The following is an 865-nucleotide window of genomic DNA, read 5'->3' as shown; positions in this document are numbered from 1 at the left end:
GCCGTCAGTCAGCCTTGAGATGATTGATGAGTTCGATACTGATATTTTATTTATTGTGAATAATGCCGAAAGACCATCCAGCTTTTATTTTCAACATCCGATCCTTAGCAGTCTGAGAGTCGTAAAAAATAAGCGAGCCTATGTTGTCGATCAAGAAACATGGTCTGCCCAAGGTATCTTAGGCGCGAATAAAATATTGGATGACCTCGAAAAATATCTCGTTAGCCCTTCTTAATTCCATGACTCAACCAACGCTTTTCATCTGCCAATCCTGCTGTTTCTCAGAACATCGTGATGAAAACCAACCTGCTGATGGTGCAATCTTATTAGAGCAAGTCAAAACCCATCAAGCAGACTCTTCGATCGATATTCGAGTCCAGCCAGTGGGTTGCCTTTGGGATTGTGGACGCGCCTGCGTCGCTGCCTTCACTGCTCCCAACAAACCCACTTATCTTTTCAGTACGATTCCAACTGAATGCGCCTCAGACTTGATTGAATTTGCTGAGAAATACACTCAGAGCAAGACAGGCAATGTGTCCTATAAACAATTTCCTGAGCAGTTGAAAGAGGTTGAGATCGCGAAGGTGCCGTATTATGAGATAAGGGAGGCGATCGTTCAAGTCTGCTCCAATTGTTGCTGAAGTTGTTGAATCGCTGCGATCGACAATCCAGTGCTGCGGCTGATGATATCGATCGAAATTCCCTCTCGCAAAAGATTGAGCGCGATTTCCTGCCGATTTTCTTCACGCCCTTCTCGCAAAATAGCTTGATAGGTTACTGATTCTCGCATCACATCCCTCCGTATAATTCTCGCAATGACGCTTCCCTCCAATTTTAACCCGGATAACACATATGCCGCTGCGAT

Annotated in this window: 2 protein-coding genes and 1 pseudogene; 2 read left to right on the top strand and 1 reads right to left on the bottom strand. The window is 44.9% G+C overall.

What is annotated here, in order from left to right; genetic code table 11:
• The coding region (locus GS601_RS23420; protein ID WP_420800322.1) for an ABC transporter substrate-binding protein at positions 1–235 on the top strand (235 nt) is incomplete at its 5' end.
• A 4-nt stretch (positions 236–239) separates the two neighbouring features.
• Complete coding sequence (locus GS601_RS22670) at positions 240–641, top strand: DUF1636 family protein (protein WP_162425556.1); 402 nt, start codon at positions 240–242, stop codon at positions 639–641.
• Here the strand turns inward: GS601_RS22670 and GS601_RS22665 are convergent.
• Positions 617–865 (bottom strand): annotated as a pseudogene (locus GS601_RS22665) (Rpn family recombination-promoting nuclease/putative transposase); the annotation flags it as partial. The gene GS601_RS22670 and the pseudogene GS601_RS22665 sit on opposite strands and share 25 nt — an antisense overlap.

Source organism: Myxacorys almedinensis A (assembly GCF_010091945.1).
Classification (GTDB): Bacteria; Cyanobacteriota; Cyanobacteriia; order Leptolyngbyales; family Leptolyngbyaceae; genus Myxacorys; species Myxacorys almedinensis.
This window is presented reverse-complemented; position numbering and strand designations above follow the sequence as displayed.

What these genes read in the sequence shown, in the direction of transcription:
- GS601_RS22670 (WP_162425556.1), top strand. Translation starts at nt 240, where the DNA reads ATGACTCAACCAACGCTTTTCATCTGCCAATCCTGCTGTTTCTCAGAA.